19 protein-coding genes and 1 tRNA gene are annotated in these 20,622 nt (G+C 72.9%); 4 read left to right on the top strand and 16 right to left on the bottom strand.

Going from position 1 to position 20,622, the window contains the following annotated elements:
* Positions 1 to 83 precede the first annotated feature (83 nt).
* The 11 genes from ACXJKB_RS08520 to ACXJKB_RS08470 form a co-directional block, all read right to left on the bottom strand.
* On the bottom strand, positions 84 to 1,076 hold the full coding sequence (locus tag ACXJKB_RS08520; protein WP_457187317.1) for a glycosyltransferase: 993 nt from the start codon (positions 1,074 to 1,076) through the stop codon (positions 84 to 86).
* Positions 1,073 to 2,203 carry a DegT/DnrJ/EryC1/StrS family aminotransferase gene (locus tag ACXJKB_RS08515; protein WP_457187315.1) on the bottom strand — a complete coding sequence of 377 codons (1,131 nt, stop codon included), beginning with the start codon at positions 2,201 to 2,203 and terminating at the stop codon, positions 1,073 to 1,075. Before ACXJKB_RS08515 ends, ACXJKB_RS08520 begins: the two co-directional genes overlap by 4 nt.
* Complete coding sequence (locus ACXJKB_RS08510) at positions 2,200 to 2,853, bottom strand: NeuD/PglB/VioB family sugar acetyltransferase (protein WP_457187313.1); 654 nt, start codon at positions 2,851 to 2,853, stop codon at positions 2,200 to 2,202. The genes ACXJKB_RS08515 and ACXJKB_RS08510 overlap by 4 nt, the downstream gene beginning before the upstream one ends.
* The gene (locus ACXJKB_RS08505; RefSeq protein WP_457187311.1) at positions 2,841 to 4,004 is read right to left on the bottom strand and encodes a DegT/DnrJ/EryC1/StrS family aminotransferase; all 1,164 of its coding nucleotides are present in this window, start codon (positions 4,002 to 4,004) and stop codon (positions 2,841 to 2,843) included. The genes ACXJKB_RS08510 and ACXJKB_RS08505 overlap by 13 nt, the downstream gene beginning before the upstream one ends.
* A complete protein-coding gene (locus tag ACXJKB_RS08500) occupies positions 4,001 to 5,008 on the bottom strand; it encodes an NAD-dependent epimerase/dehydratase family protein (protein ID WP_457187309.1) in 1,008 nt (335 codons plus the stop codon). The genes ACXJKB_RS08505 and ACXJKB_RS08500 overlap by 4 nt, the downstream gene beginning before the upstream one ends.
* Positions 5,005 to 6,129 (bottom strand): Gfo/Idh/MocA family protein, encoded by a 1,125-nt coding sequence (locus tag ACXJKB_RS08495; RefSeq protein WP_457187307.1) that lies wholly within the window; start codon positions 6,127 to 6,129, stop codon positions 5,005 to 5,007. Before ACXJKB_RS08495 ends, ACXJKB_RS08500 begins: the two co-directional genes overlap by 4 nt.
* Entirely contained in the window at positions 6,126 to 6,755 is a 630-nt protein-coding gene (locus ACXJKB_RS08490; RefSeq protein WP_457187305.1) for an acyltransferase, read from the bottom strand. Before ACXJKB_RS08490 ends, ACXJKB_RS08495 begins: the two co-directional genes overlap by 4 nt.
* Positions 6,752 to 7,591, bottom strand: a complete 840-nt coding sequence (locus ACXJKB_RS08485) for a glycosyltransferase (protein WP_457187303.1) — start codon at positions 7,589 to 7,591, stop codon at positions 6,752 to 6,754. The genes ACXJKB_RS08490 and ACXJKB_RS08485 overlap by 4 nt, the downstream gene beginning before the upstream one ends.
* A 111-nt stretch (positions 7,592 to 7,702) precedes the next feature.
* Positions 7,703 to 8,407 carry a hypothetical protein gene (locus ACXJKB_RS08480; protein ID WP_457187301.1) on the bottom strand — a complete coding sequence of 235 codons (705 nt, stop codon included), beginning with the start codon at positions 8,405 to 8,407 and terminating at the stop codon, positions 7,703 to 7,705.
* Between the two features lie 75 nt (positions 8,408 to 8,482).
* Positions 8,483 to 9,136 carry an aminoacyl-tRNA hydrolase gene (gene pth, locus ACXJKB_RS08475; protein WP_457187398.1) on the bottom strand — a complete coding sequence of 218 codons (654 nt, stop codon included), beginning with the start codon at positions 9,134 to 9,136 and terminating at the stop codon, positions 8,483 to 8,485.
* The gene (locus ACXJKB_RS08470) at positions 9,102 to 9,794 is read right to left on the bottom strand and encodes a 50S ribosomal protein L25/general stress protein Ctc (protein WP_457187299.1); all 693 of its coding nucleotides are present in this window, start codon (positions 9,792 to 9,794) and stop codon (positions 9,102 to 9,104) included. The genes pth and ACXJKB_RS08470 overlap by 35 nt, the downstream gene beginning before the upstream one ends.
* A 260-nt stretch (positions 9,795 to 10,054) precedes the next feature.
* Here ACXJKB_RS08470 and pepN point away from each other — a divergent pair, with 260 nt between their 5' ends.
* Complete coding sequence (gene pepN / locus ACXJKB_RS08465; RefSeq protein WP_457187396.1) at positions 10,055 to 12,466, top strand: aminopeptidase N; 2,412 nt, start codon at positions 10,055 to 10,057, stop codon at positions 12,464 to 12,466.
* A 162-nt stretch (positions 12,467 to 12,628) separates the two neighbouring features.
* Here pepN and ACXJKB_RS08460 read toward each other — a convergent pair whose 3' ends face one another.
* Entirely contained in the window at positions 12,629 to 13,600 is a 972-nt protein-coding gene (locus ACXJKB_RS08460) for a ribose-phosphate diphosphokinase (RefSeq protein ID WP_457187297.1), read from the bottom strand.
* A gap of 111 nt (positions 13,601 to 13,711) precedes the next feature.
* A complete protein-coding gene (glmU, locus tag ACXJKB_RS08455) occupies positions 13,712 to 15,148 on the bottom strand; it encodes a bifunctional UDP-N-acetylglucosamine diphosphorylase/glucosamine-1-phosphate N-acetyltransferase GlmU (RefSeq protein ID WP_457187295.1) in 1,437 nt (478 codons plus the stop codon).
* Between the two features lie 102 nt (positions 15,149 to 15,250).
* On the opposite strand from glmU, the gene ACXJKB_RS08450 reads away from it, so the two are divergent.
* Positions 15,251 to 15,847, top strand: coding sequence for a hypothetical protein (locus tag ACXJKB_RS08450; RefSeq protein WP_457187293.1), 597 nt, complete (start codon positions 15,251 to 15,253; stop codon positions 15,845 to 15,847).
* A 38-nt stretch (positions 15,848 to 15,885) separates the two neighbouring features.
* On the opposite strand, the gene ACXJKB_RS08445 is transcribed toward ACXJKB_RS08450, so the two are convergent.
* Together ACXJKB_RS08445 and ACXJKB_RS08440 are read right to left on the bottom strand one after the other, a co-directional pair.
* On the bottom strand, positions 15,886 to 17,238 hold the full coding sequence (locus ACXJKB_RS08445) for a glycosyltransferase (protein WP_457187291.1): 1,353 nt from the start codon (positions 17,236 to 17,238) through the stop codon (positions 15,886 to 15,888).
* On the bottom strand, positions 17,235 to 17,519 hold the full coding sequence (locus ACXJKB_RS08440; protein ID WP_457187289.1) for a hypothetical protein: 285 nt from the start codon (positions 17,517 to 17,519) through the stop codon (positions 17,235 to 17,237). Before ACXJKB_RS08440 ends, ACXJKB_RS08445 begins: the two co-directional genes overlap by 4 nt.
* A 207-nt stretch (positions 17,520 to 17,726) precedes the next feature.
* On the opposite strand from ACXJKB_RS08440, the gene ACXJKB_RS08435 reads away from it, so the two are divergent.
* Both ACXJKB_RS08435 and ACXJKB_RS08430 read left to right on the top strand, forming a co-directional pair.
* Positions 17,727 to 19,172 (top strand): DUF4389 domain-containing protein, encoded by a 1,446-nt coding sequence (locus tag ACXJKB_RS08435; RefSeq protein ID WP_457187287.1) that lies wholly within the window; start codon positions 17,727 to 17,729, stop codon positions 19,170 to 19,172.
* The gene (locus tag ACXJKB_RS08430; RefSeq protein ID WP_457187285.1) at positions 19,172 to 20,179 is read left to right on the top strand and encodes a zinc-dependent alcohol dehydrogenase; all 1,008 of its coding nucleotides are present in this window, start codon (positions 19,172 to 19,174) and stop codon (positions 20,177 to 20,179) included. The genes ACXJKB_RS08435 and ACXJKB_RS08430 overlap by 1 nt, the downstream gene beginning before the upstream one ends.
* Here the strand turns inward: ACXJKB_RS08430 and ACXJKB_RS08425 are convergent.
* Positions 20,180 to 20,258, bottom strand: a tRNA-Gln gene (locus tag ACXJKB_RS08425).
* Positions 20,259 to 20,622: the final 364 nt, after the last annotated feature.

The raw sequence follows: 20,622 nt of genomic DNA, 5'->3' as shown, positions 1-20,622 counted from the left end.
CCAAGGCGCCGCGGTCAGATCTTGTTGGCACGACGCCCGAGCAATGTGCGAGGGGACCTGATATCCCCAAATTCAGTACGCGGTCAGGCGCTCGTCGCAGCAGCCCCCGAGCGACGCGACCATTGGCGCGGGATCCGCACCCCGCTGATGTGCAGCGGTGGCGGGTCGGAGACCTTGGTGACCGTGCGGCTCGCGGCCGCCACCAGGTCGCGGGCCTTGAGGCTGTCGGCGTCGCGGGAGATGCACAGGTCGCGCAGCGCGAGCTCCAGCGCGATCGTCAGCTGGTGGTCGTCGACGTGCTCACCGTGCATCGCGCGGCGGGGCACCAGGATCGGGCACTTGCCGTTCTCCAGGGCCATCAGCGCGATGCCGGTGCCGGCGTGCGCGACGACGACGTCGGCTGCCCGGATGGCTGCTGCCATCTCCTCGGACGGCACGCGCTCCCGGGCGTCGATCCCGAGGCCGGTGGCGTCGGTGCCGCCGGTCTGCCACAGCACCTCCGCGCCCTCCGGCACGAGGGGCACCAGCCGGTCGAGGAGCCGGCGGAAGCCGTAGCCGTCCTGCGTGCCGAGGCTCACGACCATCGACTGCACCGGGCGCTCGGCGGCCGGGGTCGCCTCATAGAGCTCCCACGGCGAGGCGAGGAACTGCCAGTGCCCCCGCGCCAGGGCGCTGGACTGGCTGAAGGTCGTGATGCCCGGCACCATCGCGAGCGCGCGGCCGGACAGCGAGGGGGCGTCCAACCGGGTCGCGCTCTCGATGTAGACCGTCTCGATGCCGCGCATTCGCGCCTGCGGCAGCACCGCGAGGGCCAGGGCCGCGCCCGTGCTGACGACCAGCGACACGTCGTGGTCGGTAAAGAGGCTGCGGCACGCCAGTGCGTTGCGCGCCAGCGCCCGGGTGTCCCGGGGCGGGCACGGCAGCGCCCAGTGGACCCGCTGGCCCGCGAGCAGCGACTCGGTCTGCGGCGAGCGGGGCGTCACCCACACCACGTCGTCGCCCACGCCGAGCCGCGGCCGCAGGGTGTGCAGCTGCATCAGGTGGCCGCCGTCGTTGGCGACGAGCAGGGTGGTCACGAGCGGCCACCCGCCACCGCGGCGGCGAGCACCTCGACGACGCGGTCCTGCTGGGCCTCGGTGAGGTGCGGGTGCATCGGCAGCGACAGGATCTCCCCGGCCGCGGTCTCCGCGACGGGCGCCGTCCCGCGGCCGAGACCCAGGTGGGCGTAGGCGCCGGTCAGGTGCACCGGGTAGGGGTAGTGGATGCCCGCACCCACCCCGGCCCGGCCCAGCTCCGCCAGGACCCGGTCCCGCTCGGCGACCCGGACGACGTAGAGGTGCCACACGTGCTGCCCGTCCGCGCCGAGCAGCGGGCGGCGTACGCCGGGCACGTCGGCCAGCAGGCGGTCGTAGCGGGCGGCCGCGCGGACCCGGAGCTCGTTCCACTTCTCGAGCCGGTCGAGCTTGGCCCGCAGGTAGACCGCCTGCACGGTGTCGAGCCGGGAGTTCATGCCGATCACGTCGTGCACGTAGCGGGTCGACGACCCGTGGTTGCGCAGGCGGCGCACTTCGGCGGCGATGGTCGCGTCGTCGGTGGTGACGGCGCCGGCGTCGCCCGCGGCGCCGAGGTTCTTGCCGGGGTAGAAGCTGGTGGCCGCGACCGTGCCGAGCGCACCCGCGCCCCGGCCGCCGAGCCGGGCGCCCTGGGACTGAGCGGCGTCCTCGACGAGCGGGACGCCCGCGTCGCCGCAGACCTGCGCGAGCCGCTCCATGGGCGCGAGCTGGCCGAAGAGGTGGACAGCCACGACGGCCTGGGTGCGGTCGGTGATCGCACCCTCGACCTGGTCGGGGTCGATGAGGAGGCGCTCGTCGTCGCAGTCGACGAGCACCGGCACTGCGCCGATCCGCGAGACCGCCTCGGCGGTGGCGATGAAGGTGTTGGCCGGGATGACGACCTCGCCCTCCGGCCCGACCCCCGCCGCCCGCAGCGCGAGCTCGAGGGCGTCGGTGCCGTTGGCGACGCCGACGCAGTGGTCGACGTCGACGAACGAGGCGTACTGGTGCTCGAAGTCCGCGACGGGCGGGCCGTCGACGAACGCCGTGGCCGCGAAGACCGCGGCGATCCCCGCCTCCACCTCGGCCGCGATCTCCGCGTGCTGCGAAGCGAGGTCGACGAAGGGGACGGTGGTGCTCTTGCTGCTCATGCATGGACTCCTGTCCGGATCGGTCGGGCGGGGACTCCCACCCAGGTCTCTCCTGCGGGGACGTCGTCGAGGACCACCGAGCCCATCCCGACGGTGGCGTCGGCCCCGATGCGCACGCCCTCGCGCACCGAGGCGTTCATGCCGATGTAGGCGGCCTCGCCGACCTCGACGTCACCGCCGAGGGAGACCCCCGCGCAGAGGGTGGCGAAGTCGGCGACGGTGCAGCCGTGCGTGAGCGTCACGTGGGGCATCAGGACGACGTGCTCGCCGACCTCGACGTCGGCGGTCAGCACCACGCCGTCCAGGGCGATCGAGCCCCGGCCGATGTGGCAGCTGCCCGGCAGCACGAGCCGCGGGTGCAGCAGGGTGGCGTAGCGGGAGGCGCCGAGGCCGACCATGGCGAGTCGCGTCGCGACCCGTCGGCGGAGCCGGCCCTTGCCGAGGGTGAGGAGCACCTCGTGGTCGACCAGCCCGGTGACGAGGTCGACGCCGCCGAGCACCGGCGCGAGGCCGTGCAGGGTGCCCCACCGGGCGGGGTCGTCGTCGACGACCTGGACGGGGCCGTCGTGCTGGACGAGGACGGCGACGGCGGTCGCCTCGCGGGCCAGCCCGCTGGCGCCGACGAGGACCAGCCCGCTCACGGCCGCCACGCCGATCCGAGCGCGTCGCACACGCGCTGGTGCTCGGCGTCGGTCATCTGGTGGAACAGAGGGAGCACGAGCGTCGCGTCGGTCAGCCGCTCGGTGACCGGTAGCGGCACGTGGGACAGCCCGGCGTGCGCCGGCTGGCGGTGCGCGGCCATGATCCCGCGGCGCGCCGAGATGCCGGCAGCGGCGAGGTGCTCCATCATCTGCTCGCGGTCCATCGGGTGCTCGGGCAGGACCTCGAGCCAGCAGGACTGGTAGTTGGTCGTGCCCCAGTCGGGGTCCCCCACCAGGCGCAGGCCGGGCAGGGCCGCCACCGCGTCGGCGTACCTCGCGGCGAGCTCGCGGCGACGCGCGACCATCTCGGGGAGCCGGCCGAGCTGGACCAGCCCGACCGCCGCCTGCAGGTCGGTCATCCGGAAGTTGAAGCCGACCTCGTCGAAGCTCTCCGGCGGCGCGAGGACGCTCGCGTGCCGGTCGGCGGCGGAGACACTCATCGCGTGCTCGCGCAGCCGGCGGGCGCGCTCGGCCCAGCCGGCGCGCGACGTGGTGAGCATGCCGCCCTCGCCGGTGGTGAGCAGCTTGCGGGGGTGGAAGGACCAGGTGGCGATCTCCGCCTCCGAACCGACCGGGAGGCCGTGCGCGGTCGACCCGGCGGCGCACGCCGCGTCCTCGACCACCGTGATGCCGAGGGGGTCGCACCAGGCGCGGATCGCCCGCAGGTCGAGCGGTACGCCGCCCTGGTCCACGGCGATCACCGCGCGCGTCCGCGGGGTGACCACCGTGGCGATCGTGGCAGGCGTGAGGTTGCCGGTGACGGGGTCGACGTCGGCGAAGACCGGCGTGGCCCCGACGTAGGTCGGCGCGTTGGTCGTGGCGACGAAGGAGAACGACGGCACGACGACCTCGTCGCCGGGGCCGACGCCGGCGACGACGAGGGCCAGGTGCAGCGCGGTCGTGCAGCTGGTCAGCGCCACGGCGTGCGCGACCTGCTGGGACTCGGCGAAGGCGGCCTCGAACTGCGCCACCCGCGGCCCCTGCGCCACCCAGCCGGAGCGCAGCACCTCGGAGACGGCTGCTACCTCCTCCTCGCCGAGCCACGGCTGCATCACGTTGATGCGGGTGAGCTGCTGCTCAGCGAGGTGGTCGAGGCTCATCGCGACACCGCCACGGAGCGTCCCGCGGCGATCTGCTCGCGCTGGGGGCGCCACCACTCCACGAGCTGGCGCAGGCCGTCCTCGAGGCCGGTGGTGGCGGTGAAGCCGAGGTCGCGCTCGGCCGCGCACGTGTCGGCGAGGCGGCGTACGACGCCGTTGACGCCGCGCTCGGGCCCGTGCTCGACGGGCAGGTCGGAGCCCATCACCCGCAGCAGGGCCTCGGCGAGCCCCATCAGGCTGGTCTCCTCGCCGCGGGCGACGTTGTAGACGCCCTCGACCACGCCGGAGGAAGCCGCCAGCACGTTGGCGCGCGCGATGTCGGTGGTGAAGACGAAGTCCATCGTCTGCCGGCCGTCACCGAAGATCAGCGGCGGCAGGCCGTCGTCGATGCGCTCCATCCAGCGCACCAGGACCTCGGTGTAGAGGCCGTGCACGTCCATCCGCGGGCCATAGACGTTGAAGTAGCGCAGGGCCACGTAGTCGAGGCCGTTCATCGCCCGGAAGCTGCGCAGCATGCCCTCGTTGAACGTCTTGGCGGCGCCGTAGAACGTGTCGTTGTCGTAGGGGTGCTGGTGCTCCGGGGTCGGGAACTCCTCGGCGAGGCCGTAGACCGACGCCGACGACGCGGCGACCAGCTTGTCGACGCCCGGCGCCGACGCGGCGGCCTCGACGACGTTGAAGGTCCCGTCGACGAGCACCTCCAGGGCCAGGCGGGGCTCCTCGGCGCACTGGGTGATCCGGATCGCGGCCTGGTGGAAGACGAGGTCGCAGCCGCTGGTCAGGTCGTGCACCAGGTCGCGGTCGCGGATGTCGCCGCGCACCAGGACGAGGTCGGCCTCGTCGCGTCCGAGGGCGTCGCCGAGGTTGGCCTCACGTCCGCGGACGAAGTTGTCGAGGACCCGCACCTGGGCGGCCCCGGCGTCGAAGAGCTGGTCGACGAGCGTCGACCCGATCGTGCCGGCACCGCCGGTCACCAGCGCGGTCGCGCCGGCCAGGGCGGTCATCGGACGCCCTCCATTACCGGCTCGCTGGTGGCGGCGCCGGCCTGGCGGGGCACCGGCGGCGGACCCGCCGGCACCGGCACCGCAGCGTCGTACGACGTCTCCGGACGCTCGGCCAGCCGCTGCGAGGCGGCCTCGAGCACCTCGAGGACGCGCAGCCCGGACCGGCCGTCGGTCAGGGCCGGACGGCCCTCGTGGATGGCTGCGGCGAACTCGCCGACCATCGACCCGAGCGCCTCGCGCTCGGGCAGCGCCGGGGACCAGGTGTCGCCCAGGCGGTAGGAGACGGTGGAGGCGGCGCGGTCGGCGCCGGCGACCGAGGTGCGGGCCAGGTCGACCCCGCGGTCGTAGATGCTGAGCCGCTGCTGCGGGTTGAGGTCGTCCCACACGAGCGTGCGACGCGACCCGCCGATCACCATCTGGCGGATCTTGGTCGGGCTCAGCCAGTTGACGTGCACGTGCGCGAGCCCGTCGTCCGGCAGCGGCAGGGTCAGGTGGCCGACACAGGCGCGGCCGGCGCCGATGGGGTCGGCGCCGGTCGCGCCGATGCCCGTGGTCGGAAGACCCCCCGGCAGCACGAAGTCGAGGATCGCGAGGTCGTGCGGCGCCAGGTCCCAGAGCACGTCGATGTCGGGCTGCACCAGCCCGAGGTTGATCCGGACCGAGTCCACGAAGTGCACCTGGCCCAGCTCGCCGCTGCCCACCAGCTCGCGCATCTTCTGCACGGCGGGCGTGTAGCAGTAGGTGTGGTCGGTCATCAGGACCAGGCCCTGCGCATCGGCCAGGTCCACCATGGTGCGGCCGCGGGAGACGCTGTCCGCCAGCGGCTTCTCCACGAGCACGTGCTTGCCCGCGCTCAGCGCCTGCAGCGCCAGCCCGTGGTGCGTCCGGGCCGGGGTCGCGATGGCGACGGCGTCGATCCGCGGGTCGTCGAGCACCCGCTCCACGCTGTCGGTGACCTCGACGTGCGCGCCGGCGACGCGGCGCGYCCGCTCGAGGTCGAGGTCGCAGACCAGCTCGAGGTTCCAGTCCGGGGACGCCCCGAAGTTGCGGACCAGGTTGGGGCCCCAGTAGCCGGCGCCGATGACGGCGACGCCCAGCGGGCCGTTGGTGCGGGTGCTCATCGTGCTTCCTCCAGTCGGCCAGCGGCCTCCACGTAGACCTCTCCGGTGACCGGGCAGATCCACCGGTCACGGTTGTCCGAGACGAGCGGGACACCACTGCGACCCACCCAGCCGATCCGCCTCGCGGGCGAGCCGACGACGAGCGCGTAGTCCGGCACGTCGCGCGTCACCACCGAGCCCGCTCCCACGCTGGCCCACCGGCCGATCCGCACCGGGGCGACGCACACCGCGCGCGCCCCGACGGACGCTCCCTCCTCGATGGTCACCCCGACGGGCTCCCAGTCGTCGGCGCCCTTGCGCCGGCCGTCGGTCGTCACCGCCCGCGGGTAGGTGTCATTGGTGAGCACGAYGGCCGGGCCGATGAAGACGCCGTCGCCCAGGACGGCCGGCTCGTAGACCAGCGCCTGGTTCTGCACCTTGCACCGCTCCCCGATGCGCACCCCCGGGCCGACGTAGACCCCGCGCCCGAGGATCGTGCCGTCGCCAACCTGCGCCCCGGAGCGCACGACGGTCTGGTCCCACACCTGCGCGCCGGGACCGACGCGGGCGCCGTCCTCGACGGTCGCAGTGGCAGCGACGAGGGCGCGGTCCCGGGATCCGGTACGCGCGTTGGACAGTGAGGTCATGTGCGTGAGCTTTCGTCTCGTTGCCAGGTGGTGAAGTCCCCGGACCTCAGCGCCCCACGGGCACCGAGCCGGGCGGCGACGTGGACTGCCACGAACACCGGGAGTCGGAGGGCCAGGCCGGGCCGGGTGACGGCGAGGCCGGCCAGGGTGCGCGCGTTGGTGCGCGAACCGGGGCGTCGTACGCCGAGCTGGCCGGCCTGGGCGTTGCCCGTCGCGATGCGGATGCGGCGGCGTACGAGGTCGCGGACGGTGCGCGGTGGGTGCACGACGGCGACGGCGCTGGGCACGACCCGGCGCTCCTCGCTGCTGAACGAGTCGGACATGCCGAGGTCGTCGCTCATCATCCGCGGGAGCGCGGTGACCCGCGCCTGCCCCTGCTCGGAGAGGACGACGACGCCGCGGCCGAAGAGGCCGGACTCGACCTGGGGCAGCGCCTCCCAGACGTCGTAGTACCACCGCACCCAGCGCGAGCACCCCGTGCGGGGGACGTCGCGTCGCGGGGCTGTGGCGAGGACCTCGTCGCGGGCGATCGGCTCGATCAGCCGGAGCGCGGCCGCGCCGTTGAGCTCGATGTCGGCGTCGAGGTGGATGCGCGGGAAGACGTCGGTGGCAGCGTTGCCGACCCGCACGGCCTCGACCTTCGAGGGCTGCGGGATCTCGATGACGCGGGCGCTCGGGTCGGCGGCGCGGGCCTCGTCGGCGGTGCGGTCGGTGCACCCGTTGCAGACCACGACCACGTCGAGGTCGGATCCGGTGCCTTCACGCAACGCCCGCAGGTTGCGGCCGATGGTGGCCGCCTCGTTGTGGGCGGGTATGACGACGCTGGCGACTGCCATCTCACTCCCCCGACTCGCGTGCCGGGCCCCACGCCCGTCACGCCCCGATCTTGTGGACTGCGACCGTCGGGTCGGACCGTCCACGGGGGCTTTCGCCCATTTTGGGGAGCCCTACCCGGCGGCCCCGATGAAGCGGATGTCGGCCGAGCGGAGGTCGCGCAGGCGGAGCACCAGGAGGTCGAGCTCCATCACGGACCAGGTGTCGTCGATCGCGAGGCCGGAGGCCGTGGTGTGCAGGGCGCGGTAGAGGGAGAGGGGCTGCGTGCGCAGCTCGGCGTGGAGGGTGCCCTCAAGGACGAGGCGGAGGTAGGTGTACTGGGCGACGGGGGCCGATCCGTAGCGGTAGTCGGCGTCCACGTCGTTGTCGGCGGCGAGATCTGCCAGGGTCTGCCAGTCGATCGCCATCACGTGGTCGACCCGGCGGCCGACCGTCGACTCCGCGGCCGCCACCGACGCGCTCGCCGGCCGGGCACCGAGCCCCACGCGGTCGTCGTACGGCATCGGCACGGACTCGACCCGCGCGCTGCGTCCGTCGGGGCGGACCTCGACGAGCATGACCGCCTCGACGGACTGGTCGCCGGGCAACCAGGACACGTCCTCGCCACCACCGGGTCGCGTGCCGACCATCAGGATCGTCTCACCGGGCGCCGGCGGCGGGCGTTCGCCCAGGCCGTCGAAGGCGCCGTCGATGCGGCCCATCCGGCTGGTCAGGCTGAGGTTGAGGACCAGGGCGGCGGCGAGCCCGAGCACGCCCAGCAGCGTGACGACCGCCAGCAGGCGGCGCAGCCGCGGGCGCCGGCTCGTGCCGCCTGCCATCGAAGTCCCCCGTCCGTCCGTGCTTCCGACGCTAGGCGGTGGCGGGCGGGACCTCATGCCCCAAACGGGGGACGGTCAGGAGTTGAAGCGCTGCTGGGTCTTCTCGAGGCCGTCGGTGATCAGCGACTCGACGGCGTCGGCGGCGTCGGAGACCTGGAACGGCAGTTCCTTGCGCTCGACGGTCGAGTAGTTGGACAGCACGAAGTCGGCGACGTCCTGGCGGCCCGGCGGTCGGCCGATGCCGGCGCGGACGCGGTGGAAGTCGCCGGTGCCGAGCGAGGACCGCATCGACTTGAGCCCGTTGTGGCCGTTGTCGCCGCCGCCGAGCTTGACCCGCAGCGTGCCGAAGGCGATGTCGAGCTCGTCGTGGATGGCGATGATGTGCGCCGGGTCGACCTTGTAGAACGTGGCGAGCGCCTTGACCGGGCCGCCGGACTCGTTCATGTAGCCGCGGCCGCGGGCGAGCACGACCCGGGGACCCCCCAGGGACAGCCGGCCCTCGACGACGTCGGCGCGACCGGACTTGTGGGAGCGCCAGTTCACCTTGCCGGGGGGCGATCCCATCCGGGAGGCCAGCTCGTCGGTGACCAGGTAGCCGATGTTGTGCCGGTGCCCGGCGTAGGTTCCTCGCGCTGTAGCGCGAGGAACCGCCCGGTCAGTGAGCTCTAGCGCGAGAAAGCGCCCGCTCGGTGGATCACTCGGAGTCGGTGCCCTCGGCCTCGATCGCAGCGTCCTCGGCCTTGGCCTCGGTCTGGGCGTCGGCGATCTCGGCGTCGGAGACCTCGTGCTCGATGCCGGCCTCGGCCTCGGCCTCCTCCAGCTCGGCCTCGAGGGCCTCGGCGGAGATCTGCTCGGTCACGTTGACGATGAGGAGCTCCTCGTCGGCCAGCAGGGTCGTGCCGGACGGGAGGGTGAGGTCCTTGGCCAGGATCTGGGTGCCGGCGGCGGCGCCCTCGACGGAGACCTCGAAGAACTCGGGGATGTGGGTGGCCTCGGCCTCGACGGACACGACGGCGTTCTCGTTGACGACCAGCGTCTCGGGGGCCGCGTCGCCCACGACGTGGATCGGGACGTCGACGGTGACCTTCTCGCCGCGACGGACCGCGACGAAGTCGAGGTGCTCGATGACGCGACGGATCGGGTCGATCTGCACGTCCTTGGTGAGGGCGAGCTGCTCGGAGCCGTCGACGTCGAGCGCGAGCAGGGCGTTGGCGCCGCCGTGCTTGAGGGCCATCATCGTCTGGTGGCCCGGCAGGATGACGTGGACCGGGTCGTTGCCGTGACCGTAGATGACGGCGGGGATCTTGTCGTCGCGGCGGATGCGGCGGGCAGCGCCCTTGCCGAACTCGGTGCGCGGCTCGGCGGCGATCTTCTCGGGGGCAGACATCATGTTCTCCGTACGTCGGTGGGGGGTCGGGGGCCTCGGGCCGGAGACGACGAACGCCGCGCTCCGGATCGGGGGCGCGGCGCAGTGATGCGGTCCGGCCCAGTCGATCACGGAGTCCTGACGTGCGGGCTCCCTCGCCGAGGCAACCCGTGAACCCTAGACCCGGTGCGGGTGCGAGGTCGAATCGCGGCGAGCGTCGCCGGCACCGAACTGGGAGGCGCCGCCCATGGACTGCTCACTAGGGTGTCCCGGTGCCCCTGATGCTCCCCGAGGCGCGCGAGCGCGCCGTCCTGCTGACCGACGTCCACACCGAGCTCCACCTCGACCTGACATCGACCGAGGACTTCGGCGTCGAGGCGACGATCTCCTTCGGCTGCACGCAGCCGGGGGCCTCGACGTTCCTCGAGCTCAACGGCGGCACCGACGTGACCCTCGACGGCAGCCCGGCGCCGTACGCCGACGGGCGGATCGCGCTGACCGACCTGGCCGCGTCCAACACGGTGCGGGTCACCGCGCGGATGCCCTACGTCACCGACGGCGACGGCATGACCGTGACGATCGACCCGGCCGACGGCGAGCGCTACGTCTGCGCCCACACCTCGATGGACATCGCGCAGAAGGTCGTCCCCTGCTTCGACCAGCCCGACATCAAGTCGACGTTCACCCTGACCGTCACCGCGCCGTCGCACTGGACGGTGCTCGGCAACGGCCCGCTCGAGGCGCGCACGTCGGGCGAGGGCGCGGACGTCTGGGCCTTCGGCACCACCCCGCCCTTCTCGTCGTACCTCTTCACCCTCGTCGGCGGCCCCTGGGTCTCGGTGACGTGGGACGAGCCGTACGCCCCCGCGCCCGGCGGCACGCTGCCGTTCGGCTGGCACGCGCGGGCGTCTCAGGGGCGCGAGCTGCAGCGTGACGCCGAGGAGCTCAAGCGCATCACCAGCGCCTGCTTCCAGCACTACACGACGATCTTCGAGCCGGAGTACCCCTACGCCGACTACCAGCAGGTCTTCGCGCCCGGTCTCAACTGGGGTGCGATGGAGTTCCCCGGGTGCGTGGTCTTCCGCGACCAGGCGCTCACGCAGGGCACGCCCACCGAGCTCGAGCGCGAGTGGCTCGCCTCGACGATCGCCCACGAGATGGCCCACATGTGGTTCGGCGACCTGGTGACGATGAAGTGGTGGGAGGACTCGTGGCTCAACGAGTCCTTCGCCGACTTCATGGGCTACGACGTCGCCGGCGTGGCCGCCGGCTACACCGACGCGTGGACGTCGGCCGCGATCACCCGCAAGCCGGCGGGCTACCGCGCCGACCGGCGCCGCTCGACGCACCCGATCGCCGAGGACACCGACAAGATCGTCGACGTCGACACGGCCTTCGCCAACTTCGACATGATCACCTACGCCAAGGGCAACTCCGCCCTGGCGCAGCTCGGGCACTGGCTCGGTGACGAGGACTTCCTCGCCGGGGTCAACAAGCACCTCACCGCGCACGCGTTCGGCAACGCCGACCTGGCCGCGTTCCTCGACTCGCTCGACTCCGCCACCGACAAGGACGTGCGCGGCTGGGCCGAGGCGTGGCTGCGCTCGACCGGCTTCGACACCCTGCGGGTCACGCGCGACGAGGCCGGCGTGCCCGTCCTCACCCGCGAGGGCTCGCGGTCGCACCGCATCACCGTGTCGGCGTACGACGACGCGATGCGGCTCGTGGACTCCCGCGACGTGCACCTCGGCGGCGAGCCGGTGCGGCTGGAGGACTTCGCCGGCCGGGTCGTCGTGCCCAACTCCGGTGACGAGACCTTCGCGGTGGTCCGCCCCGACGAGCAGTCGTGGGCCGCGATCACCGGCGGCCTCTCCTCGATCGAGTCGCAGCTCACCCGGGCGATGCTGTGGTGGACCGCGGTCGACCTCTGCGAGTCGCAGGTCGTCCCGGCGGGCGACTTCGTCGCGCTGGCCGACACCCACCTGCGCCCGGAGACCCACCCGCTGGTCTTCGAGGGCGTGATGCGCGCGCTGCAGTCGGTCACCCGCCGCTACGCCTCGCCCGACGAGGCCGCCGGCCACCTCGCCGTCATCGCCGACATCGCTCGCGGCGCCGTCGAGGGCGGCGACCCGGCCCTCGCCGCCGGTGCGTCACGCGTGCTCGCCCGGATCAGCGCGGACCGCGACTTCCTCGTCGACTGGCTCGGCGGCGCCGACGTCGACCAGAGCGTCCGCTGGGCGGCCGTGCAGAGGCTCGCCGAGCTGGGTGATGACTCGTGGATCGGCCCCGAGGAGCAGCGCGACAAGTCGGTCTCCGGCCACCACGCCGCGCTCGCCGCGCGCGCCGTCGTACCCACGCCGGAGGCCAAGGCAGCCGCCTGGGCGCAGCTGATGGGCGGTGAGCTGGGCAGCCACGAGTTCGACGCCGTCGGCAGCGGGTTCTGGGGCTGGGACCAGGCCGACCTCGTCCGCCCCTACCTCGAGCGCTACGTCACCGACGGCCTCGCCCTCGCCCGGCGCTCCGGCCAGGCGATGGGCGACGTGATCGGTGATGCCTTCCCGATCCTGCCGCTCCCCGTCGACGTACGCCGCGAGCTGCGCGCCGCGGTCGCCGCCGCCCTCGAAGGCGACGTGCCGACCGTCCTCGCGCGCTCGTGGAACGACTCCCTCGACGACCTCGACCGGACGCTCTGAGCAGGCCCTCCTCGGTGGTCGAGTAGCCGAGCGAGGGACGAGCGAGGCGTATCGAGACCGTTCACGCGGATCTCGATACGCCCGTCACCGCTTCGCAGGCTCAGCGGCAGGGCTACTCGATCTCATGCCTTGACGGCAGCCGGCTCGTTCCTCGCCGTCGACCTAGGCATGACCGTCGAACATCGACGTGACGGACCCGTCCTCGAACACCTCGCGGATCGCCCGGGCGATGAGCGGGGCGATCGAGAGGGTGGTGAGCTTGTCGAACTGCTTCTCCGGCGGCACGGGGAGCGTGTTGGTGACCACGATCTCGACGGCGGACGAGTTCTTGAGCTGGTCGACGGCGGGGTCGGACAGGATCGGGTGGGTCGCGGCGATGATCACGCCGGCGGCGCCGTCGGCCATGCACGCCTCGGCGGCCTTCACGATCGTTCCGCCGGTGTCGATCATGTCGTCGGTCAGGATGCAGATCTTGCCCTTCACCTCACCGACCACGCGGTTGGCGACGACCTCGTTGGCGACGTCGATCCGGCGGGTCTTGTGGATGAAGGCCAGGGGCACGCCGCCGAGGCGGGCCGACCAGCGCTCCGCGACCTTGATCCGGCCGGCGTCCGGCGAGACGACGGCGAGCTGCTGGTCGCCGTACTTCTGCTTGACGTAGTCGGTGAGGATCGGCAGCGCCATCAGGTGGTCGACGGGACCGTCGAAGAAGCCCTGGATCTGGTCGGCGTGCAGGTCGACGGTGATCAGCCGGTCGGCGCCGGCGGTCTTGAACAGGTCGGCGACCAGGCGGGCCGAGATCGGCTCGCGGCCGCGGTGCTTCTTGTCCTGGCGGGCGTAGCCGTAGAACGGCATGACCACGGTGATCCGCTTGGCCGACGCCCGCTTGAGCGCGTCGACCATGATCAGGTGCTCCATGATCCACTCGTTGATCGGAGCGGTGTGGCTCTGGAGCACGAAGGCGTCACAGCCGCGCACGGACTCCTCGTAGCGCACGTAGAGCTCGCCGTTGGCGAACGCCCGCGCGTCCTGGGGCACCAGCCCGCACTCGAGGAGGTCGGCGACCTCCGTGGCGAGGTCGGGGTGCGCCCGGCCGCTGAAGACCATCAGGTTCTTCTCGGTGGTCCGCTTCATTCCGGTCACGCGACGCGACTCCTCGCTGTCCTGGTCAGCCTCGGGGGAAGGCTCGTTCGGAGGTGCTGGACAGAAGTCTGACCCACATCCCGGCCACCACCAACCCCGGGGTCACTGGTCGGGCGTCTCCTGCTGTTCACGCGCCGTTCGCGCGGCCTCGGCCTGCGCCGTGCCGGGCCGCTTCGACTCCGACCAGCCCTCGAGGTTCCGCTGCGGGGCGCTGCTGACCGCCAGCGCGCCGGCCGGCACGTTCCGGCGTACGACGGTGCCGCCTGCGGTGCCCGCTCCGTCGCCGATCTCGACCGGTGCGACGAAGGTGTTGTTGGACCCGGTCTTGGCGTGGCGCCCGACGACGGTGCGGTGCTTGGCCACCCCGTCGTAGTTGGCGAAGATCGTGCCGGCCCCGATGTTGGTGCCCTCGCCGATCTCGGCGTCGCCGACGTAGGACAGGTGCGGCACCTTGGCGCCGTCGCCGATGGTGGAGTTCTTGGTCTCGACGAACGTGCCGATCTTGCCCTTCACCCCGAGCTGCGTGCCGGGCCGGAGGTAGGCGAACGGCCCGACCGAGGCCTGGTCGCCGATGACGGCGAGCTCGCCGTGGGTGCGTACGACGCGCGCCCCGGCGCCGACCTCGCAGTCCTTCAGCGTCGTGTCGGGCCCGACCACGGCGTCCTCGCGCACGACGGTCGCGCCGAGCAGCTGCGTGCCGGGGAGGATCGTGGCGTCGGGCTCGAGCACCACGTCCGCCTCGATCCACGTGGTCGCCGGGTCCATGACCGTCACGCCGTCCTTCATCCAGCGGGTGACGATGCGGCGGTTGAGCTCGCGGCCGAGGTCGGCCAGCTGGGCGCGGTCGTTGGCGCCCGCGGTCTGGGCGACGTCGTCGATGAGGTGGGCGCCGACGGTCAGCCCGTCCTCGCGCGCCAGGCCGACGGCGTCGGTGAGGTAGTACTCGCCCTTGGCGTTGTCGTTGGTGATGCGGGCCAGCGCCGAGACCAGGAACTCCGCGTCGAAGGCGAGGATGCCGGAGCTGATCTCGTCGATCTCGCGCTGCTCGGGCGTCGCGTCCTTCTCCTCGACGATCGCCTCGACGTCACCCTCGTGGTTGCGGACGATCCGGCCGTAGCCGAACGGGTCGGCCAGCCGGCCGCTCAGGATGCTCACCGCCCGCTGCGCGGCGTGGTGCTCCTCGGCGAAGGCGCGCAGCGACTCCCCCTCGAGCAGCGGGGTGTCGCCGGCCGCCACGATCACGGTGCCGGTCGTCGTGCCGGACGCCTCCATCGCGACGCGTACGGCGTGCCCGGTGCCGTCCTGCGTCTCCTGGACGGCGAGCACCGCCGACGGCACCAGATCGGTGATGTGCGGACCCACCTGCTCGCGCTGGTGGCCGACCACCGCGACGACGCTGGTCGGCTCCACGGCCTGCACGGCGTGGAGCACGTGGCCGATCATGGAGCGCCCGCCGATCGGGTGCAGCACCTTCATGGTCTTCGACTTCATGCGGGTGCCGCCGCCGGCGGCGAGGACGATGACGGTGAGGTTGTCCATGGCCGCAGTCTGTCATCGCTCGCTCCGGCCGCGGGAAGCGCGGGACGTTGGGCCCTACCGCGCGCGGCGGGTGCGCGGTCGACTGGCGTCGAGGAGGACGCCATGACCGGGAGCACGCCGCTGCGGGGTGGCGACGACGTGTCGTGCGTGGACCTGTACTGGCTCCCTCTGGGTGCGGGCGGGCGGTGCGTGCGGCTGAACGGTCGGGTCTTCGAGGCGCTCGTCGCGCGCCGCGAGCACCGGCGGGCGGCCGACCTCTACCACTCCGCGCTGGAGGTCCGCCTCGGCCGCGACCGCTGGGTCGTCGAGATGGCGCCGGTCTGGAACACGCCCGAGCCGGAGCGGGGTGTGGTGGCCGAGGGGCCGGTCGGCCTGAGGTGGCTCGGCCGGTCCCGCTGGTTCCGCTACGAGGTGCGGTGCTGGCGGGGCGGTCGGATCCCCGACGTCGACGAGGCGGTGGACAGCCCGGTGCGGATGAGCGACGACGCCTGGCACGCGGAGCGGGTGCTCGCCCTGGTGCCGCGATTCCGCACCGCCACCTGGGCGCTGGACGAGCAGCACACCGGCGACATGTGGAACTCGAACTCGCTCACGTCGTGGCTCCTCGTCCGCAGCGGCCACGACCTGTCCCGGGTCGGCCCGCCGGCCGGCGGCCGGGCGCCGGGGTGGGACGCCGGCCTCGTGGCCGGGTCGCGATGAGCGCGACCACCTGGCGCGCGGCCACCGGCCGGGCGTGATCACCCCTCGCCCGCCAGCTGCGCGAAGAGCTCGGCGTACTGGATGAGGTGCCGGTCGGCGAGGTAGTGGTCGCGGACGCGCAGGTGGGCGGCACGGCCCATCTCGCGGCGCCGGTCGGCGTCGTCCAGCAGGGCCGACAGCGCCGCCACGAGCGCGGCGCCGTCGCGCGGGTCGGCGAGGAGGACGCCGCTCACGCCGTCCTCGATCTGGTCCCGGATCCCGCCCACCGCCGAGGCCACCACGGGCCTGCCCTTCCACATCGGCTCGGTCACCGTGAGGCCGAAACCCTCGGCGAGGCTCTTCTGGACCACCACGGTCGACCAGCGCTGCAGCGCGTTGACGACCCGTGCGTTGTCGTCGAGGTCGTCCATCGGCACGCACACGAGGTGGCTCCGGTCGCGGACCCGCGCGGCGAGCGAGCGCCACTGCTCGCGGCACTCCGCCAGCACCGCGGCAGCCTCGGGGTCGTCGGCGACGCCGTCGGTCGCGGGGCCCGCCAGCACCAGGTGCACGTCGGACGGCAGCTCGTCGAGGTGCTCGGCGAAGGCGTCGAGGACGCCCGCCATGTCCTTGAGCCGGTCCCAGCGGCTGACCTGGAGCACGACCCGGCCGACCGTGGGCAGCGGTGCTCCCTCGACCACCAGCCCCGCCCGGTGCACGAGGGCCTCGACCTCACCGGGGTCGAGGTCCGCGTTCTTCGGGCTGAACGGGTCGAGCGAGGGCGGGATCACCCGCAGCCACCGCCGGTCGACCCAGTCCGGCGCGAACGACTCCCGCGAGAAGATGCAGGCCTGCGCCGGTTCGACCAGCTCCCGCAGGAAGCCCCACGCCTCCCGCGTCCACTCGTTGCGCTCGTCCAGGCCGACGTGGCAGCGCCACACCACGAGCGCGCCGCGCTCACGCAGGGCCCGGGCGAGCCCGGCCGTCTGCGGGTCGTGGAGGAGGACCACGTCACCGGGCTGCACCCGCGAGACCACCTCCTCGCGCTGCCGCGCCAGCGTTGCGTCGTAGGTCGCCCGGGCGGCGGCGTCGAGCCTCCCTGCGTCACCGGGGACACCGTGCAGCCTGTTGTGGATCCGCTTGGTCACGGCGAAGAACTCGGGGTCACCGCCCACCACCAGCCAGCGGATGTCGACCCCCGTGCCGGCCGCGTACGCCACGAGGGTGCGCAGCATCTCCGCGACGCCGCCGCCGCGCGCGGTCGAGTTGACGTTCCACACGACGCGCCCCTCGAGCAGCTCCCGCGCCGCGGCGACGTACGTCTCGAGCCGCTCGATGCGCTCGGGCGTGAGGAGCGGCTCGAGCCGGTGCAGGGGGACCGGCTCGACGCTGACCTCCGCGACGCCGGTCACGGGGAGTGACGTGGCCGTGGCAGCTCGATCGGGGAGCCCACGCGGACCGGGACGCCGGGCGCTGTGAGCCGCGCCACCGCCAGCGCCTCGTCCATGCACCTGATCACCCGCGCCCGGGCGGCGTGGTCGCGCAGGGGGACGGCCGCCTCGACGAGCTCGAGCGCACGATCGGACTCCAGCGCGCGGTGCGCGGCCTCCCGCACGAGGTCGTCGAGCTCGGGGACGTCCTCGACCACCACCCGGACGGAGTCGAACGGGCGTGGGGCTGGCGCACTGGTCATCACGGGGGAGCCTCCTGGGGGTCTGGAGGTTCGAGTCTCACTCCCCCGCCCAGCACCCAACAGGGCCGTAGGTCCCGGGCAGGTGCCGGGAACAGGTGCCGTTCGGCCCTCCCCGCCTCCTCCCCGCGGCGGGACGATCGAAGGGAGGAAGCGGCTCCCAGGGCCTCGTCACGCACGGGCCCGGGCGCCGCGGAGGAAGGACTCGTCATGACCACCTCGACCGCTCACGCGACGTACCCGGTGCACGTCGACGCCGACCTCGATCCCGGCCTGAACCGCGGGCTGTGGTTGGTGAAGTGGCTGCTCGCCGTCCCCCACTACGTGGTGCTCGCCTTCCTGTGGCTGGGATTCGCCGTGCTGAGCGTGGTGGCGTTCTTCGCGATCCTGTTCACCGGCCGCTACCCCCGCGCGATCTTCGACTTCAACGTCGGCGTGATGCGCTGGAGCTGGCGCGTCTCCTACTACTGCTACACGCTCGGCACCGACCGCTACCCGCCGTTCACGCTCGCGGAGGTGCCCGACTACCCCGCCCACCTGTCCGTCGACCACCCCGAACGGCTCTCTCGCGGACTGGTGCTGGTGAAGTGGTGGCTGCTCGCCATCCCCCACTTCCTGATCATCGCGCTGGTCACCGGCGGGGTGGCGTACGGCGTGGGCGGCGCCGGCGACAAGACCTGGGTCAGCATCAGCCTGCTCGGCGTGCTCGTCCTGGTCGCGGGGGTCGTGCTGCTGTTCACCGGCCGCTACCCGCAGCAGGTCTTCGACCTGGTCCTGGGGATCAACCGCTGGGTGCTGCGCGTCGCCGGCTACGTCTCGCTGATGACCGACGAGTACCCGCCCTTCCGCCTCGACATGGGCGGCCACGAGCCACACGCCGCCGTGCTCCCACCGGTCGACCCGGCGGCCGGGATCCCTCCCCCGGCCATGCCCCAGTACGCACGTCCCGGCGCACCCGGCACCCCTGGCGGCCCCGGAGGCCGGAGCGGCTGGACGGCCGGCCGCGTCGTCTCCGCGGTGGTCGGCTCCCTGCTCGTGCTCATGGGCCTCGCGTTCGCCGGCGCCGGCGGCACCCTGGCCCTGATCGGCGCCACCGAGCGCGACGACGGCTTCCTGATGACCCCCACGACGGTGCTCGCCAGCGACACGTTCGCCATCACGTCCGAGGACGCGAAGATCGACACGGAGGGAGCGCCCTCCTGGGTGCCGTCAGTGTGGCTCGGCGACGTCCGGATCCACGCCCGGTCCGACACCGGTGAGCCGCTGTTCGTCGGCGTCGCCGCGACGTCCGACGTCGAGGGCTACCTCGGCGACGTCTCCCGCGACACCCTGAGCGAGTTCCGGGCCGGCAACGCCGTCCTGGAGACCACCGACGGGGGTGCCCCCGCGACCGGACCGACCGACCAGACGTTCTGGGTGGCGCAGGCGACCGGCACCGACGCCACGCTCACCTGGGACCTCCAGGGCGGCGACTGGACCGTCGTCCTCATGCGCGCGGACGGCACCCGCGGCGTCTCGGCCGACGTCTCCACCGGGGCCGAGCTCCCGGTCGTCAACGCCGTGGTCGCGGCCCTCTTCGTCCTCGCCGGCCTGACCCTGCTGGCCGGCGCCCTGCTCATCGCCGTACCCGTCCGCAACGCATCGAGGAGAGAATGATGAAGGCAGCCGTCGTCCCCACGCTCGGAGCTCCGCTGGAGATCCGCGACGTCCCGGTCCCCGAGCCCGGTCCCGGCCAGGTGCTGGTGAAGATCGAGACCTGCGGGTTGTGCCACACCGACATCCACGCCGCTCGCGGCGAGTGGCCGGTCAAGCCCAAGGAGCAGCTGATCCCGGGCCACGAAGGCGTCGGTGTCGTCGAGGCCGTGGGCGAGGGTGACCTCCCCGTCACGATCGGGCAGCGCGTCGCCCTCCCCTGGCTGGGTCACGCCTGCGGCCACTGCCGCTACTGCGTCGCCGGCTGGGAGACCTACTGCACCACCCCCGCCTACATGGGCTACACGATGGACGGCGGCTACGCCGAGTACGCCGTCGCCTACGCCAGCCACGTCGTCGCCGTTCCCGACGCGGTGTCCTCGCGAGACGCCGCGCCGCTGACCTGCGCCGGGGTGACGACGTACAAGGCGCTCAAGGTCGCTGCGCCGCAGCCGGGCGAGACCGCCATGGTCGTCGGCATCGGCGGCCTCGGGCACCTGGGCCTGCAGTACGCGCGCGTCTTCGGATCGCGCACGGTCGCGGTCGACGTGCACGACGAGAAGCTGCAGCTGGCCAAGGACCTCGGCGCCGACCACGTGGTCGACGCCCGCGGTGACCAGCAGGCCGAGCTCGAGGTGATCGGCGGCGTCGACGTCGCCCTCGTGACCGTGCCCTCGCCGGCCGCGATGCGCGCCGCCCACGCCGCCCTCAACCCCAACGRCCGCCTGGTGCTCGTCGGCCTCCCGGCCGACGACCGGCTCGAGCTCCCGGTCTTCGAGACCGTGCTCAAGGGCATCTCGGTGATCGGCTCGCTCGTCGGCACCCGCAACGACCTGGCCGAGTGCTTCGACCTCCACGCCCGCGGCCTGACCCGGGTCGTGACCGAGAGCCGCCGACTCGAGGACGTCAACGCCTGCTTCGAGGAGGTCCTCGCCGGCCAGGTGCCCGCCCGCCTGGTGTTCGAGATGTAGCTCCCCGGGTAGGAGTCGAACCTACGTCGCTAGTCCTGATTCAAAGTCAGGCGGGCCCTGCCGGCAGACCAACCGGGGAATGTGCCCACAAGCCTAGGGCCCGCCTCGGGCGGGGCTGCCAATGCCCGGCAGACCAACCGGGGAATGTGCGCCCAAGCCTAGGGCCCGGCTCGGGCGGGGCTGCCAATGCCCGGCAGACCGACCGGGGAATGTGCGCCCAAGCCTGGAGCCCGCCTCGGCGGGGCTGCCAATGAGGCCGAGCGTCATACGAACCTCCAGTCATACGTACGCCTTCGCATGACGCAGACGGCAGCCAGCGGCCGAGCGTCATACAGACCCGCACCCATGCGTCCGGCTTCGTATGACGCAGGCGAGAGCGGCCCGATCTTCACGACACCTCCACACGGATCCGGGCGATCCCTGATGCCGGGTGGCGCCCGGCA

The organism is Nocardioides sp. P5_E3, from assembly GCF_054049275.1.
The sequence above is the reverse complement of the archived record's forward strand: the minus strand, read 5'-3'. Positions and strand labels throughout refer to the sequence as shown.